We start from the raw sequence: 14,527 nt of genomic DNA, 5'->3' as shown, positions 1-14,527 counted from the left end.
TTTTCGAACCGATAATATTTTTACAACATAGTTATGTGCTCTATCCTAGCACATTATCCACAATATCGGCCGGATCTGGCATTTAATACGTAAGACTGCGAACCATCAGCGGACATAGACTGCAAAGTTCTTATTTCGTGATGAGGTCAGAACTTCAAAACGGTGCCGAGTGACGGGTTCTGATCGCGCAAATTTCAGGCGGCGACGTCTCAAAAGCCGCCGTTATGCGCATAGCCCCTTGCGGGCAGCAGCGTCTGCTTACGAGACTTCGTCACCGCCGGCTGAATGGCCGCGTGGGGCGCGCATCCGTCAACCGACGTGATCCGGGCGAACGTCGGATCTTACGGTTTCGGCCCCCGACAGCGGATGGGCAGGAAACCACCCCGAGCGATCATTAGGAGCGCTTGTCGACGGGACTGGAACTGGCCGAAAGCGGCCGGTCCGCTTCGGCGCAGGCCCGCCGGAAAGCGGATGGCCTCCTATCGACCCGACGTCGCCCGTGAGGCCGGATCGTGCGGTCCCCGGAAGCGGACGAAGGCGCCCTCCTTCCGGCGGGGCCAGCGTGATGAGGAAAGCTACAACCAGAAAGTAAAACGAGGTTGTATTAAATACAACGGACGTTCCTATCAGAATGTATCGACGCGTCGTGCTCTCTGGGCTCGCAAAGCGGGCGACGTCCGGATGGCAGCCGCCCGCCCTCACGCCTCTCTCCGCCAGGAATCTCGGACCATGATCACCCGCGCCCTCGACGCACTGTGCCTCAGTGCCCTGGGTTCGACGGCCTTGGGATGGGCGGTGCGCACGGTCGTCATCGTGGCATCCCGGACTGTCGCGCCCCGCAGCGAGGCTGCCGGCGGCCGGCCCGGCCCGATGGCGCCGGCCCGGTAGGCAAGAGGATCGGTGAACGGCGACGCGGCTCAGGCCGCCCGGGCGAGATCCCCTTCGATCGCGGCGAGCGCCCGCTCCAGCGCCGCGAAGCAGGCCGGATCGAACGCTGTGCCGACATCCGCCCGCATGATGCCGAGCGCCTTCTCAAGCGGCATGGCGGCCCGGTAGGGTCGGTCGGCGGTCAGCGCGTCGAACACGTCGGCGACCGAGACGATCCGGATCTCGGGTACGATCGCATCGCCTTTCAGCCCCCGTGGATAGCCCTTGCCGTCCAGCCGCTCGTGATGGCCGCCGCCGATACAGGCCATCTCGTGAAACACCGCCACGCGGGCCAGGATGGTCTCCGACAGGGCGGCGTGATTGCGCATGTCCTGCCACTCGGCATCGTCCAGCTTGCCGTTCTTGTCGAGGATCGCGTTCGAGACCCCGAGTTTGCCAATGTCGTGCAGGAGCGCGGCCCGCTTGAGCCAGCGGCGGCGTTCCGCAGTAAAGCCGAGTTCGGCCGCGATCATATCGGCGTAGACCGCGACCCGCTCGGAGTGGCCGGAGGTGAAGGGGCTCTTGGCATCGATGATCTGGGCGAACGCGCGGGCGATGTCGTCGAGGTAGTCCTCGTCCACCGCGATCGGGCTGACCGGTGCCAGGGCGAACACCGCCGCCTCGACCTCATCCGAACCCAGAACCTCCCAGAAGCCGGGTTCGGCCGCGACCGCTTCGAAGCAGGCGACGACCTGCGGGTCGAACCATGTGCCAGAGCGCGCCCGCACCTCGGCGATCGCGGCCGAAGGGCCAGCTGCGGCGTGGAAGACGTCGACCACCTGCGCGAGCAGCGCCACACGAGCGTAGAGCGGGATCGCAGCGCCCGTGAGGCGGTCCGGCCGGCCGCTGCCATTCCAGTGCTCGTCCAGCGCGTGGATGGCGTCGCAGACGCTCGTCGAAAAGCGGAGCTGCCGGGCGATCGCGGCACCGCGCTGGCAGCGGGTCTGTATGAGCTCGTCGGCGATCGCTCCGCCGTTCTGCAAGATGTTGAGCACCGCGCGGAACCGTTCGGCCAAGCCTGCCTTCAGGCCCGTGTGAGCGAAGACAAAGCCCAGCACCTTCGGCAAGCTGTCGCTCACCGTCTTGAAGTCACGTTTGAAGCTGAGATCGTCGGATAGATAGAGCTCACAGATTCGCGCGGCGTTGCTTGAGCAGCCGAGATCCTTCAGCATGATCGTATGGTAGAGTTCCCACAGCTGAAGGTCGGGCAGGCCCATCGCGCGGCCGATGTGGAAGCCGATCCATGTCGCACGAATGCAATGCCCCACGGGCTGACCTTCCGTCAGATCCAGGGCATGGCTCAAGGCACCCAGGATTTCCGACAGGTGTACGGTCTGTGTCTCTGCGTCACCGCTCGCCACGATTCGCATTGGTATAGCCCAAACTCGTGCCTTATAGGCCGAATGACTATCTCCCAAAAATAATGAAACCGTTCATCGACGGTCGTTCCCATGCGTCCTCATCTCGGCCGGGGACCGCCGCAAAACCACCCTGAGCGTTGGGGTGGACATCCCCCGACGGCATCGCTGTGCCAGAGCGGGGGTGTTGCGACACCCCTGCAGGCGGCCTCCCGGGTGGGGTGAGCACCGGCGGGATCGATCCGGTCGAGTCGATTTTCCAGGGTCACCGCTCGGATGCGAGTGGCACAGCCGTGGGTCGCACGATGCTGCGGCGTGATCCGGGGCGGGCGTTCGTCGCGACACCTCCCCGATGCATGGGCGCGATGGAGATCTGCGCCGGTGCTCGTCACTGGGCATGCGGGATAGACTTGGCCGGTCACGACACGCGGCTCATCCCTCCGGCTTGCGTGAAGCCGTTCGCGAAGCGGCAGAAGAGCGCCATGGCCGACGCGGAGGCGATCTGCGGCGCGGCGCCCGACGCTGCGGTTCGCCCGGGATCCCGCGACAAAGCTGGGGCGAGGTCGGCCGGCATGCTGTCGCGCCAGCCGCGCATGCGGGTCACCGTCGCCCTGGCGGACATGATGGCGCGGATCGTCTGGGCGTTGATGGCCCACGGGGCGCCTGCGGAACTCCGGCCACGGCGTAACCGCCATGCCGCGAGGCGGGAGGGATGCGGGGACGGTCGTCCATCGCCCCGCCGTCACGCCTTGTTCGCCGCGGGATGTCCGAAGCAGCGGGCCAGCATCGGGTGCCGCTCGCGCACGGTCCATGCACCGGCAAAGCCGAAGCCCTTCACCGGCAAAGCCGAAGCCCTTGCGCAGCCCCAGCATGCCGTCCGAGCCGCAGATCATGCGCGGGCTCTGGGGATGGGGTGGCGGGGATGGAGCGGCGGGGATGGAGCGGCAGGCTCGGCGGCTAGGCCCAACGACCCGCGAACCCGCGCGTTCGCGCGTGCGACACGCCCGCACCCGTCACGCCGGGTCAAACCCGCTCGACCCCACGCTGGGACCGACCGTCCCATAATCCTCCGGCGGCCGCTCTAAACGCAGCATTAACCTTGTTCAGTGATTTGCTGGATCCTTGAAAGCTTCGCGGGGGCCGTACCTGCCGCCGCGCAAGGATGGCAAATCATGCGGCTGATCGTCGGCACACTGATCGTCTTCGTCTGCGTGTTCGGCAGCTACGCGGCGATGGGTGCCCACTTGGCAGTCCTCTGGCAGCCGTTCGAGTTTGTCATCATCCTCGGTGCAGCCATCGGTGCCTTCGTCATCGGCAACACAGGGCCGGTGCTCAAGGCCGTGCCCGCCATGCTGGGCACCCTGATGAAGGGCCCCAAATACACGCAGAACTCCTATGTCGAACTGCTGGGGATGCAGTATTCACTGTTCAAGCTTGCGAAGCAGAAGGGTTCGATGGCGCTCGAGCCGCACATTGAAAACCCGGGCGAGTCGACGCTGTTCAACGCCTTTCCGACCTTTGCAGCGAATCATCACGCGGTCGAGTTTGTCTGCGACTACATGCGCATGGTGTCGCTGGGTGCCAACAACGTCCATGAGATCGACGCTCTCATGGATCAGGAACTGGAGACGCACCACCAGGAGCAGGAGCGGGTCGTGTCTGCCATGCAGGCGCTCGCCGACGGAACACCGGCGCTCGGCATCGTCGCCGCCGTGCTCGGCGTGATCAAGACGATGGGGGCGATCAAGGAGCCGCCGGAGGTGCTGGGGCATCTGATCGGCGGCGCGCTCGTCGGCACCTTCTTTGGCGTCTTCGTCGCCTACGGCTTCTTCGGGCCCATGGCGCAGTCGCTCAAGAGCCTCTTCGAGGCCGAATCCAAATACTACCTTTCCCTCAAGGCGGGCCTGCTCGCCCACATCGGCGGCCAGCCGCCGGTCATGGCGATAGAATTTGCCCGCAAGTCTCTGATGAGCGACGTCCGCCCGACCTTCAGCGAAGTGGAAGCGGCAACCGCCGCTCTGCCCGCCCAGATCTGACCCGCTATCCGGCAGGGATTCGATGACCACGATCATCATCAAGAAGGTCAAGAAGGCCGCACACGCCCATCACGGCGGGGCCTGGAAGATCGCCTATGCGGACTTCGTGACCGCCATGATGGCGTTCTTTCTGCTGATGTGGCTGATCAGCATGACGACGCAGGAGCAGAAGATCGGTTTGGCGGAATACTTCTCGCCGGCGGCTTTGAGCCCTGCAACCAGTGGCGCGGGCGGGATCCTGTACGGCACCGCCCTGGACACGTCAGGCAACAAGCCGTCCACGCCCCGCGACGCGGAGCGGGGTTCTGCCGAGCGGGAGGACAGAGTGCGCCCGACCAGTCCGGGCCGCACCAGCGATCTCGATGCCAGCCGCCCGGCCGCCAGCACGGAGGTGAACTACAGCGCCATAGCCAGCCTCCGGCAGGCGCTCCAGACGATGCCCGACATCGCCGAGCTGTCGAAGAACATCGTGATCGAGCAGACCAAGGAGGGCGTGAACGTGTCCCTCGTGGACCAGGACGGCCGCGCCATGTTCCGCGAGGGCTCTGTCGACCCCTACGAGCGCACCCGTCGCGTGCTGGAGGCGCTCGCGCCCGCCCTGCGCCGGCTGCCCAACAGCCTGTCGATAACCGGCCACACGGCCGCCGCACGCCCGGGTTCGGCGCGGACCGCCGAACCCTGGAATCTCACCGCCGGGCGTGCGCTCGCCGTGCGCGAGATCCTGTCGGGTGCCGGGGTTCCCAACGACCACTTCTCGTCCGTGGTGGGACGCGCCGACACCGAGCCGGTTTTCCCCGACAATCCCTACATCGCGCCGAACCGACGGGTGACGATCACTCTGCTCAATGCGAGCCCGCCGGTGCCCCCGAACCTGCTTCGTTGACGACGAGGCACCGCGCCGCCTCGGACGACAACGGCGAATCGCCGTCGAGGCCGCCCATCGGATCATCGTGGCGCATCACGCGCTTTGCGCAGGACCACAGGCTACAGCGTCGCTTCTGGCGCGCGTGCGGAGACGGAGCGGGCGGCCTACGAACAGGCCCGGCGCGTCTGCGCCGCGCGCCTTCCGTCAGCGCCCTCAGCGGATCCCCAGGATCCACCCCCAGGGGAGGGGGGCGGCCTGTCGGGATGGCTTTCGGGTCGCGGGAACGAATGGAGGTCGCGGTCAGGCCACAGGCCTCGAGCCGCACGGGGCGAGAGACCGTCGAGAAATCAACCCCAGAGACCTGAGCGGCGTCCGCTTCCCCCACCTCGATTTCCGAAAGCGGACCGGCGGCAAACCACCCGACCCGGACATTCGTCCGGTCACGCGGATCACGTGCGAACCCCGGGCTCGGCCCGTTCGAGACCGAACCCCGGTCACGCAACCTCCGCGGCCGATCGAACCTTATCCGGCCGAGACCCGAAGACCGACCATGACCCAATCGCAGAAGCACGCGCTGATCGTCGGGGCCTCGCGGGGCCTGGGGCTCGGCCTCGTCGAGACATTCCTGGCCCGCGGCTGGCGCGTCACCGCCACACAGCGCAGGCCGTCCCCCGCCCTCGCCGGCCTCGGCTCGGAGGCCCTGCGCGTCGAGACCGCCGACATCGACGACGATCCCGGCGTCACCGCCCTGCACGACCGGCTGGCCTCCGAGCGCTTCGACCTGATCTTCGTGGTGGCCGGTGTCGCCACCCTGGCGCACGACCCGGCGCACGCGGTGCCCCGGGATGTCGCCGCGCAGGTCTACCTCACCAACGCGATCAGTCCGATCCGCTTCGCCGAGGCCTTCCTGGATCGCCTCGTCCCTGGCGGCAGCATCGCGCTGATGAGTTCGATCCTCGGCAGCGTCGGCCTGAACGAGACCGGGGGCTGGGAGACCTACCGGGCCAGCAAGGCAGCGCTGAACACCCTGGCGCGCAGCTTCGAGATCCGGCACCGGGCGGAGAACGTCTCCGTGCTGATCCTGCATCCGGGCTGGGTGCGCACCGAGATGGGCGGGGCGGAGGCCGACATCGACGTGGCGACCAGCGTCACAGGCCTCGCCGACGTGATCGGGGCGCAACTCGGCCGGCCGGGCGCCCACTACCTCGACTACCGGGGCGAGACGCTGGCGTGGTGACGCGGTCGTCCTGACGGCCGCTCAGCGGCGCGGGTCGAGGGGGCGGCTGCGCCGCTCGATCACCACGGTCGGGCGGGTGCGGCGCTCGACCACCACGGTGCGGGGTGCCCGGCTCGGGCTCGCATGGGTCAGGATCCGCTCGGGGACCCGCTCCGGCTTGGCCTTCTTGGCCGCCAGGACGTGCGGGCGGACCTCGTCGGCCGGCAGGCCCATCAGGCCGGCGGCGATCTCGACCTGCTGCTCGACATCGTCGGCGAGGTCCTGCGCGGCGGCGACCGCCTCGTTCACCGTCGGCGGCTCGCGGCGGACGCGGATCGGCGGCAGGTCGGCGAAGCTCTTCTGTGTCTTCTTCACGGGGCGACTCGCGGTCTTCATAACCCTGAACATAGCGCCTTCCGCGCGGGTTGTGCAGTGCATCAAAAACGTGTGATGGGCGCCTTGGGCACATGTCTCGCGAATCCGGAACGGAGATGTGACGCGCCCCGGGGCATCCGGTGCCTCATCGGCCGGGCATCCGAGCATTCCGGCGGCGGAATCCGGGCCGTCCAGGCCCCCGTACCGCTCGGCGCGGCATAGTGGCGCAGAGGAGCGTCCGGAAGCGTCGCTCCGGCGCGACCGCGCTGACCCGCCCGTCAGCCCGGCAGGGTCGGATTCATGGTAGGATCTGCGCATGAGCGAACCCCTCGATCCCCGGCTGACTCCGGCCCGACCGCATGTCGCCGATCTCCGCCTGCGGGACCGCGTCACGGCGGCGCGGTACGTCGCCGGTACGCCGCGGCGCGTGACCGCGCCGTCCGCGCCGCTGCGCCGCGAGCCCGATCCCGGCGCGGGGCTCGACACCGAGGCGCTCCTCGGCGACGCGGTCGATCTCTACGACGCGGCCGAGGGCTTCGCCTTCGTGCAGCTCGCCCGCGACGGCTATGTCGGCTACCTGCCCGCCGACAGCCTGGGCCCGGCCGATCCGGAGCCGACGCACCGCGTCACGGCCCTGCGCACCTTCCTGTATCCCGAACCGGACCTGAAACGGCCGGTCCTCGGGCATCTCAGCCTCGGCGCCCGCCTCGTGGCGACCGGTGAGTCGGGCGCGTATCTGGAGACCCGGGGCGGCTATGTGTTCGCCCGGCATTGCGCCTCCGTGGAGAGCCGCGAACCGGATTACGTGGCCACGGCCATGCGGCTGGCCGGGACCCCCTATCTCTGGGGTGGGCGCACCAGTCTCGGGCTCGACTGCTCCGGTCTGGTGCAGCTCTGCCTGGACATGGCGGGGCTGCCCTGCCCCCGCGACGCCGACATGCAGGAGAGGGCCCTCGGGCAGGCATTGCCCCTCGACCTCGCGCACCTGCGCCGGGGCGATCTCGTGTTCTGGCGCGGCCATGTCGGGCTGATGCGCGATCCCGAGACGCTGATCCACGCCAACGGCCACCACATGGCGGTGGCGGCGGAGCCGCTGGCGGAGGCGGTCGCCCGCATCGAGGCGCACAGCTTCGGCGCCGTGACGGGAATCCGGCGGCTTTAGCCGGCTGTGCCGGCGCCCTGCGCATAGACGAGACGGGTGTCGCTCACGAAAACCGTCTGTCCCCCACCGCGGACGGCGCAGCGGCCCTGCGTGACGCTCTGCGAACGGCGCGGGTCCAATTCCCGCGGCAATCGTGCTACAGAGCGGCTCCGCTTCCCTCTTCCCGCCCGGTTCCTGGGCCAGTCCTGTTGACAGGACCGCCCCGCCCTCGCCACATCCCCCTCATGACCGTCGAAATCGCGACCACCGAGCCCGTTCCGGGCACCGCCGGCAAGCCGCCGCTGGAAATCCTGCTCTGCGCCCCCCGCGGCTTCTGCGCCGGCGTGGTGCGGGCCATCGATGTCGTGGAACGGGCTCTCGCCATCTACGGGCCGCCCGTCTACGTCCGTCACGAGATCGTGCACAACAAGTACGTGGTCGAGAGCCTGAAGCGGAAGGGCGCCGTGTTCGTCCGCGAACTCGACGAGGTGCCGGACGGCGGCGCCCCGGTGATCTTCTCCGCCCATGGCGTGGCGAAGACCGTGCCGGCCAACGCCGATTCGCGCGGGCTCACCACCATCGACGCCACTTGCCCGCTGGTGACCAAGGTCCACCGCGAGGCCGAGATCCATCACAAGCGCGGCCGCCACGTGCTGCTGGTCGGCCATTCCGGGCATCCGGAGGTGGTGGGGACCATGGGCCAGCTGCCCAAGGGCTCGATCACCCTGGTTGAGGATCTCGACCAGATCGCGGCGCTCACCCCGGACAATCCCGACAACCTCGCCTGGGTCACCCAGACGACCCTGTCGGTGGACGACACAAGGCACATCGTCGACGCCTTGAAGAAGAAGTTCCCGACCATCACCGGGCCGCACAAGGACGACATCTGCTACGCCACCACGAATCGCCAGGAGGCGGTGAAGCAGGTGGCCCCGCTGGTGGACGCTCTGATCGTCGTCGGCTCGTCGAACTCCTCGAACTCGCAGCGCCTGCGCGAGGTCGCCGAACGCGTCGGCTGCCCGATCACCCGTCTGGTGCTCCGCGCCGAGGAGATCGACTGGCCGGCCTTCGAGGGCATCCGCAAGCTCGGCCTGACCGCCGGCGCCTCGGCGCCTGAGGTGCTGGTGGAGGAGATCATCGACGCGTTCGCGGCCCGCTACGACGTGATCGTCGACACGGTCTCGACGGTGATCGAGGACATGGTCTTCCCGCTGCCGCGGGAGCTGCGCAGCGAGGCCGCCGAGTAGGCGGTCCAGGCCGACACGCGGGCCTGAGGCTCGGCATGCTCTATGCGGGGGCGCTTCGGCGCCCCTTGCCATGTTGACCTTCCGAAATCAGAGCGCGAACACGTGGCCGTCTACACCGAGGTATCCGACGCGGCGCTCGCCGACTTCCTGTCCGCCTACGCGATCGGCAGCCTGCTCTCCTTCAAGGGCATCGCCGAGGGGGTCGAGAACTCGAATTTCTTCCTGCACACCACCCAGGGCTCCTACATCCTGACCCTCTACGAGAAGCGGGTCCGGGAACAGGACCTGCCGTTCTTCATCGGGCTGATGGAGCACCTCTCGGCCCGCGGCCTCGCCTGCCCGCAGCCCGTGCGGGACCGGGCCGGCCAGGCCCTCGGACAGCTCTGCGGCCGCCCCGCCGCCATCGTGAGCTTCTTGGAGGGCGTCTCGGTCAAGACGCCGGGCGTCGAGCATTGCCGGGCGCTCGGCCGGGCGCTGGCCGAGCTGCACGCCGCCGGCCGGGACTTCCCGATGGTGCGGGAGAACAACCTCTCGGTCTCCGCATGGCGGCCGCTCTTCGCGCAGGCCGAGGACCAGGCCGATTCGGTCGAGCCCGGTCTCGCGGCGCGCACCCGGTCCGACCTCGCCGTCCTCGAGGCACACTGGCCGCGGAATCTGCCAAGCGGCGTGATCCACGCGGACCTGTTCACCGACAACGTCTTCTTCATCGGCGATGCCCTGTCGGGCCTGATCGACTTCTACTTCGCCTGCACGGACGCCTTCGCGTACGACCTCGCGGTCTGCCTCAACGCGTGGTGCTTCGAGGCCGACGGCACCTTCCACCGGGACATGGCGGCCGGGCTGATCGCCGGCTACGAGGCGGTGCGGCCGCTCGAATCCGCCGAGGTCGCGGCCCTGCCGATTCTGTGCCGGGGCGCCGCGCTCCGCTTCATGCTCACCCGGCTGGTGGACTGGCTGAACGTGCCCCCGGGCGCCCTGGTGAAGCCGAAGGATCCGCGGGAATTCGATCGCCGGCTCACCTTCCACCGGCAGGCCCGGGACGCGTGGGATTACGGGCGGCCGCGCTGAGGGCCCGGTGAGCGCCGACGAGACCGGGCCGGGCGGTCAGGCCGCGGCCGAGCCGAAGCGCGTCACGATCTACACGGACGGCGCCTGCTCGGGGAATCCCGGGCCGGGCGGCTGGGGCGCGATCCTGATCTTCGGCGACACCCGGAAGGAGCTCTCGGGGGGCGAGGCCCACACCACCAACAACCGCATGGAGATCCTGGCGGCGATCGAGGCGCTGGAGGCCCTGAAGCGCCCCTGCCGCGTCGACCTGTTCACGGACTCCCAGTACCTGCGCCAGGGCATCACCAGCTGGATCCACGCCTGGAAGGCCCGGGGCTGGCGCACCGCCGACAAGAAGCCGGTGAAGAACGAGGATCTGTGGCGGCGGATCGACGCCGCTCGCGAGCGGCACGACGTGGCGTGGCACTGGGTGAAGGGCCATGCCGGCGACCCGCTCAACAACCGGGTCGACGCGCTCGCCGTCGCTGCGATGCTGCCGTTCAAGCGCCGCTGAGACCGGATCCGGGTTCAGCGCTCCGCGACCACGACCGCGCCCTCGTTTCCCGCTCGGCGGCCACGGCGGAGCGCCGTGCAGGACGCGCATGGCCGCGTCGGCCACATCGTGCGCGATGACGGAACGACGGTGCACGACAGGCTCCCGCCCGCTGGGCAGACGGCCGGGTCGATCGAGCGCGGGACGATCCCTCCAGCAGGCCGCTCTTCGCCAACCGCTCGTCGAGTGCGATGGCGGGAGCCGGGTGGTCGAACGCCGTCAGATCGTCGATGGCGTCGCGGTCCGGAAAGCGCCCGTCGACGGTGACGCGCCCCCCGCCCGAGGCAACCCTCTCGACGCCGGAAGGCTGTCGCATCCTCACGAATGGGGAAGGCTATGGGGAAGGCTATCGTACGGCCGTCTGGCGGAGAACCGATCAGGCGGCCCCTTCTCAGTCGGTCTCGCCGTCGAGACCCAGCCAGTGGCGGCCGTCGCGAGCCAGGAGTGCGTCGGCTTCCTTCGGGCCGGCACTGCCCGCCGGATAGAAGGTCACCTCTCCCTGCGGCCAGCCCTCGAGCAGCGGATCGACCGCCGCCCAGCCGGCCTCGATGTTGTCGGCGCGCTGGAACAGCGTCGCGTCGCCGGTCATGCAATCGTAGAGCAGCGTCTCGTAGCCGACATTCGGCCGGTCGGCGAAGAAGTCCTTGTAGCGGAAGCCGGACCGGACCCGGCCGATCGCCATCTGCGGCCCCGGTACCTTGACGTTGAATTCGGTGCTGACCCCGTGATCGGGATCGATCTGGATCCGCATCACGGTGGGCGCGAGATCGGCGGTGGGCGTGTCCTCGAACATCTTGAACGGCGCCGGCTTGAACAGCACCGCGATCTCTGTGCGCCGCCCGGTCATGCGCTTGCCGGTGCGGACGTAGAACGGCACCCCGGCCCAGCGCCAGTTCTCGATGTTGAGCTTCAGGGCGATGTAGGTCTCGGTGACCGAGTCCTTCGCCACGTGCGGCTCGTCCCGGTAGGCGGGCACGTCGCGTCCCTCCGAGGTGCCGGCCGTGTACTGGCCGCGCACCGCATCCTCGGGCAGGATCGGCTTCACGGCCTCGGCGAGCTTGGCCTTCTCGGTGCGCACGGCCTCCGCGTCGAAGGAGTTCGGCGGCTCCATGGCGACCATGCAGAGGAGCTGGAACATGTGGTTCGGCACCATGTCGCGCAGCGCCCCGGTCGGCTCGTAGAAGCCGCCGCGCTCCTCGACGCCCACCGTCTCGGCCGCCGTGATCTGGATGCTGTCGATGTATTCCCGCCGCCAGACCGGCTCCAGCAGCCCGTTGGCGAAGCGGAACGCCATGATCGACTGCACGGTCTCCTTACCCAGGAAGTGGTCGATCCGGTAGAACTGGCTCTCGTCGCCCTGTTTGAGGATCCGGGCATTGAGCGCCCGGGCCGATTCGAGATCGGAGCCGAACGGCTTCTCGATCACCACGCGGCGGAAGCCGTCGCCCTCCTGCTTGAGCAGCCCGGCCTGACCGAGCCCGTCCACGATGGTCCCGAAGAAGCGGGCCGCCACCGCGCAGTAGAACACCGCGCTGCCGGTGACCCTCTGCTTCACGGCCGCGTAGGTCTCGGGCTTCTCGAAATCGCCCTTGAGGTAGTGGAGCCGGTCTCGGATGAAGCCCCAGCTCTTCGGGTCGATGTGGTCGGCGTGGAACTCCGAGGTCGGGTCCTTGCTGAACGCCTCCAGGGTCTGGGTGAGGTTGTCGCGCAGGGACTCGTCAGTGCCGTCGTTGTGGTCGATGCCGAGGATCGAGAAGCCTTCGGCCAGGAGCCCCGCGCCCGCGAGATTGTAGAGCGAGGGCATCAGCAGGCGCTTCGTCAGGTCGCCACCAGCCCCGAAGATCACCAGCGTACAGGGCGGTGCCGGCTGCGTGCCGCAGGCTGCCGTATCCTTGAGGGCTGTCGTCGGCTCGGCCATCCCTGACTCCCGTCTGGCTGCAGTGCGGCAAACCGGCCTGACAACCCGCTACGGCGAGGCCCGTTCCGGCGCCTATGGGGCTATGCTGCGCCGGGTCCAGGATCAAGGAACCCCGCATGCATACCCGGTTCCTCGAACCCTGAGCCCACAGCCACGTCTTCCGGGGTGACCGACACCGTCACGCCCTTCGACGCCGCCGGACCCTGGGCCGCTTTGCGACGTCGCGCCGATGCGGAGGGTTGCATCACCGGACGGCCTCGACCGGAAGCCGGCCGCCCGCGCCCGCAAATCCCTACTCGTCGGGGCGCACCGCCTGCCCGCCCCGGTCGATCGGCAGGCTCGGACCCTTCAGCTCGGAATCGCTCGGCAGCGAGCGCACGTCCCACCCGCCGCCGAGGGCGCGGATCAGCGTGACCGCCGCAGTGAAGCGGCTCAGCCGCACCTGGAGGGCGTTGACCTCGTTGTTCACGAGCAGGCTCTGCGCGGTCACCACCGTGGTGAAGTTCTGGGTGCCGGCCCGGTACTCGTTGAGGGTGATCTCCACGGCCTTGCGCGACAGGTCCACGGCGGTGTCCTGCGCCTTCTGCTGCTGGCCGAGGATACGCAGGGCCGCCATCTGGTTCTCGACCTCGGCGAAGGCGGCCAGCACCACCTGCCGGTAGCCGGCCACGGCAGAATCGTAGCCGGCCTCGGCCGAGCGCAGGGCCGCCGTGCGGGCGCCGCCGTCGAACAACACCTCGCTGCCGGAGGCCGCCACAGACCAGACCTGGTTGGCGGCCGAGAGCAGGCCGTTGCGGGTCGCCCCCGAGATGCCGCCCTGGGCCGAGATGGTCACGGTGGGGAAGAAGGCCGCCACCGCAACGCCGATGCGCTCGCTCTGCGCCTGGACGAGGCGCTCGGCCTGGGCCACGTCCGGGCGCCGTTCCAGGAGGTCGCCGGGGATGCCCACCGGCACGCCGGGTGGATTGCGCGGGATTCCGGCCACCGGGATCGACACCTCCGAGGGCGGGCGCCCGATCAGGGTGGCGATGGCGTTGACGTACTGCACGCGGGTCAGGCGAACCGCGATGGCCTGGGCCTCGATGGTCTGGACCTGGGTCTGCGCGGTGATCACGTCGGACCGGGCCGCGACGCCCGCGGCGTACTGGTTCTCGGTGATCGCCAAGGTCTTCTTGAAATTCTCGACGTTCTCCTCGAGCACCTTCTGGAGCGAATCCGCGTAGCGCACCGTCAGGTAGTCGGCGGCGATCTCCGCCTGGATGCTCAAGCGGGTCAGCGCGAGGGTGGCGGCGTCGGATTGCGCCAGGGCCGCCTCGCTCTCGATGGTCCGGCGCGTGCCGCCGAACAGGTCGAGCTCCCAGCTCGCCTGGCCGAGCAGCGCCACGTTGGTGCGTGTGGTGGTGCCGCTGCCGGTCCGGGTGATGCTCGGCGCGCCGATCACCGTCGGATACAGGGCGGCCTGCGCGGAGGCGACGAGGGCCCGGGCCTGCCGGTAATTCGCCACCGCCTGCCGGAGGGACTGGTTGTCGACGTCGACGAGGCGGATCAGCCGGTCGAGATTCGGATCCCGAAAGACCCGCCACCAGTCGCCGCGCTCCACGGCGTCGTTGGGCCGGGCCTCGCGCCAGCCGTTCTTGCGCGCCGCGACATAGGCCGGGCTGTCCTCGCGGACGCCGCCCTGCTTGTAGGCGAAGGGCGTCTCCACAGAGGGCCGGGTGTAGTCGGGGCCAACCACGCAGCCGGCGAGGAGCGGGGCGGCGAGGAGGAGGGATGCGAGGGTGCGGCGCCGGCGATTGGCAGCGGCAGATTCGCGGCTCAACAATCCGACGGACGCAGGCGTCATG

General features: G+C 68.8%; 13 protein-coding genes and 2 pseudogenes. 9 read left to right on the top strand and 6 right to left on the bottom strand.

Annotation, left to right across the window (positions count from 1 at the left end; genetic code table 11):
- The first annotated feature begins 729 nt into the window (after positions 1-729).
- Entirely contained in the window at positions 730-888 is a 159-nt protein-coding gene (locus tag GGQ91_RS19285) for a hypothetical protein (protein WP_158498469.1), read from the top strand.
- A 29-nt stretch (positions 889-917) separates the two neighbouring features.
- Here GGQ91_RS19285 and GGQ91_RS19280 read toward each other — a convergent pair whose 3' ends face one another.
- Positions 918-2,297 carry an HD-GYP domain-containing protein gene (locus GGQ91_RS19280; protein ID WP_043346292.1) on the bottom strand — a complete coding sequence of 460 codons (1,380 nt, stop codon included), beginning with the start codon at positions 2,295-2,297 and terminating at the stop codon, positions 918-920.
- Between the two features lie 158 nt (positions 2,298-2,455).
- On the opposite strand from GGQ91_RS19280, the pseudogene GGQ91_RS28225 reads away from it, so the two are divergent.
- Positions 2,456-2,801 (top strand): annotated as a pseudogene (locus GGQ91_RS28225) (hypothetical protein); the annotation flags it as partial.
- On the opposite strand, the gene GGQ91_RS19275 reads toward GGQ91_RS28225, so the two are convergent.
- On the bottom strand, positions 2,704-2,907 hold the full coding sequence (locus tag GGQ91_RS19275; RefSeq protein WP_053611325.1) for a hypothetical protein: 204 nt from the start codon (positions 2,905-2,907) through the stop codon (positions 2,704-2,706). The pseudogene GGQ91_RS28225 and the gene GGQ91_RS19275 sit on opposite strands and share 98 nt — an antisense overlap.
- 120 nt (positions 2,908-3,027) lie before the next feature.
- Positions 3,028-3,120 (bottom strand): annotated as a pseudogene (locus GGQ91_RS19270) (IS6 family transposase); the annotation flags it as partial.
- A gap of 337 nt (positions 3,121-3,457) precedes the next feature.
- Here GGQ91_RS19270 and motA point away from each other — a divergent pair.
- The 3 genes from motA (at position 3,458) to GGQ91_RS19255 (ending at position 6,423) form a co-directional block, all read left to right on the top strand.
- Entirely contained in the window at positions 3,458-4,321 is an 864-nt protein-coding gene (gene motA / locus GGQ91_RS19265) for a flagellar motor stator protein MotA (RefSeq protein WP_043346294.1), read from the top strand.
- Positions 4,322-4,343: 22 nt separating this feature from the next.
- Entirely contained in the window at positions 4,344-5,204 is an 861-nt protein-coding gene (locus tag GGQ91_RS19260; RefSeq protein ID WP_043346296.1) for a flagellar motor protein MotB, read from the top strand.
- Between the two features lie 532 nt (positions 5,205-5,736).
- On the top strand, positions 5,737-6,423 hold the full coding sequence (locus tag GGQ91_RS19255) for an SDR family oxidoreductase (protein WP_043346306.1): 687 nt from the start codon (positions 5,737-5,739) through the stop codon (positions 6,421-6,423).
- 21 nt (positions 6,424-6,444) lie between these two features.
- Here GGQ91_RS19255 and GGQ91_RS19250 read toward each other — a convergent pair whose 3' ends face one another.
- Positions 6,445-6,777 carry a hypothetical protein gene (locus GGQ91_RS19250; protein WP_236952744.1) on the bottom strand — a complete coding sequence of 111 codons (333 nt, stop codon included), beginning with the start codon at positions 6,775-6,777 and terminating at the stop codon, positions 6,445-6,447.
- A 316-nt stretch (positions 6,778-7,093) separates the two neighbouring features.
- Here GGQ91_RS19250 and GGQ91_RS19245 point away from each other — a divergent pair, with 316 nt between their 5' ends.
- The 4 genes from GGQ91_RS19245 (at position 7,094) to rnhA (ending at position 10,726) form a co-directional block, all read left to right on the top strand.
- Entirely contained in the window at positions 7,094-7,939 is an 846-nt protein-coding gene (locus tag GGQ91_RS19245) for a C40 family peptidase (RefSeq protein WP_053611323.1), read from the top strand.
- A gap of 224 nt (positions 7,940-8,163) precedes the next feature.
- On the top strand, positions 8,164-9,165 hold the full coding sequence (ispH, locus tag GGQ91_RS19240; RefSeq protein WP_043346311.1) for a 4-hydroxy-3-methylbut-2-enyl diphosphate reductase: 1,002 nt from the start codon (positions 8,164-8,166) through the stop codon (positions 9,163-9,165).
- 102 nt (positions 9,166-9,267) lie between these two features.
- Complete coding sequence (gene thrB, locus GGQ91_RS19235; protein ID WP_053611322.1) at positions 9,268-10,233, top strand: homoserine kinase; 966 nt, start codon at positions 9,268-9,270, stop codon at positions 10,231-10,233.
- Between the two features lie 7 nt (positions 10,234-10,240).
- The gene (gene rnhA, locus GGQ91_RS19230) at positions 10,241-10,726 is read left to right on the top strand and encodes a ribonuclease HI (protein WP_053611321.1); all 486 of its coding nucleotides are present in this window, start codon (positions 10,241-10,243) and stop codon (positions 10,724-10,726) included.
- A 430-nt stretch (positions 10,727-11,156) separates the two neighbouring features.
- Here rnhA and zwf read toward each other — a convergent pair whose 3' ends face one another.
- The gene (gene zwf, locus GGQ91_RS19225; protein WP_182592657.1) at positions 11,157-12,683 is read right to left on the bottom strand and encodes a glucose-6-phosphate dehydrogenase; all 1,527 of its coding nucleotides are present in this window, start codon (positions 12,681-12,683) and stop codon (positions 11,157-11,159) included.
- 292 nt (positions 12,684-12,975) lie between these two features.
- Complete coding sequence (locus tag GGQ91_RS19220; RefSeq protein WP_244447693.1) at positions 12,976-14,526, bottom strand: efflux transporter outer membrane subunit; 1,551 nt, start codon at positions 14,524-14,526, stop codon at positions 12,976-12,978.
- Position 14,527: the final 1 nt, after the last annotated feature.

Origin of the sequence: Methylobacterium fujisawaense, assembly GCF_014138435.1 — a bacterium.
Taxonomy (GTDB): Bacteria; Pseudomonadota; Alphaproteobacteria; order Rhizobiales; family Beijerinckiaceae; genus Methylobacterium; species Methylobacterium fujisawaense.
This window is presented reverse-complemented; position numbering and strand designations above follow the sequence as displayed.

Coding starts and splice junctions, on each gene's coding strand:
- GGQ91_RS19285 (WP_158498469.1), top strand. CDS start 730: ATGATCACCCGCGCCCTCGACGCACTGTGCCTCAGTGCCCTGGGTTCG.
- GGQ91_RS19280 (WP_043346292.1), bottom strand. CDS start 2,297: ATGCGAATCGTGGCGAGCGGTGACGCAGAGACACAGACCGTACACCTG.
- GGQ91_RS19275 (WP_053611325.1), bottom strand. CDS start 2,907: ATGTCCGCCAGGGCGACGGTGACCCGCATGCGCGGCTGGCGCGACAGC.
- motA (WP_043346294.1), top strand. CDS start 3,458: ATGCGGCTGATCGTCGGCACACTGATCGTCTTCGTCTGCGTGTTCGGC.
- GGQ91_RS19260 (WP_043346296.1), top strand. CDS start 4,344: ATGACCACGATCATCATCAAGAAGGTCAAGAAGGCCGCACACGCCCAT.
- GGQ91_RS19255 (WP_043346306.1), top strand. CDS start 5,737: ATGACCCAATCGCAGAAGCACGCGCTGATCGTCGGGGCCTCGCGGGGC.
- GGQ91_RS19245 (WP_053611323.1), top strand. CDS start 7,094: ATGAGCGAACCCCTCGATCCCCGGCTGACTCCGGCCCGACCGCATGTC.
- ispH (WP_043346311.1), top strand. CDS start 8,164: ATGACCGTCGAAATCGCGACCACCGAGCCCGTTCCGGGCACCGCCGGC.
- zwf (WP_182592657.1), bottom strand. CDS start 12,683: ATGGCCGAGCCGACGACAGCCCTCAAGGATACGGCAGCCTGCGGCACG.
- GGQ91_RS19220 (WP_244447693.1), bottom strand. CDS start 14,526: ATGACGCCTGCGTCCGTCGGATTGTTGAGCCGCGAATCTGCCGCTGCC.